We start from the raw sequence: 458 nt of genomic DNA, 5'->3' as shown, positions 1-458 counted from the left end.
CCGGCTCCGGGCCGCCGGGCGGGCCGAGGTCGACCTCGACATCGACCTGACGCCCCATCACGTCGGCCGGGTTCCGCGCGAGGTGGCGGCGACCGCCCACCGGGCGGTCGTGGAGGCACTGACCAACATCCGCCGGCACGCCCCGACCACTCCGCTGGTCCGCGTCCGGATACAGCCCGACCTCTCCGGTCCGGTGCCCCTGCTGGCCGTTTCCGTGACCAACAGCGCCCCGTCCCTCCACGGCGGCGGGGCCGGTGAACGGGCGCGCCGCGGCGGCGGTTCGGGGCTGGCGGGACTCGCCGAACGCGTGGAGGCGCTCGGCGGCACCTTCGACTTCGGCACTCCGTCCGACGGGGGGTGGCGGACGTCCGCCACGCTGCCCATCGGCGAATGACCCCACGGGATGGTGAATAGCAGGATCTCCGACCATCCCGCAATATCACTTCGAGACTTCTGAT

1 pseudogene is annotated in these 458 nt (G+C 72.9%); it reads left to right on the top strand.

The features are described from left to right. Positions 1-394, top strand: a pseudogene (locus G3I71_RS47315) (two-component sensor histidine kinase); the annotation flags it as partial. Between the last annotated feature and the right edge of the window lie 64 nt (positions 395-458).

Source organism: Streptomyces sp. SID12501 (assembly GCF_010550245.1).
Classification (GTDB): Bacteria; Actinomycetota; Actinomycetes; order Streptomycetales; family Streptomycetaceae; genus Streptomyces.
The sequence above is the reverse complement of the archived record's forward strand: the minus strand, read 5'-3'. Positions and strand labels throughout refer to the sequence as shown.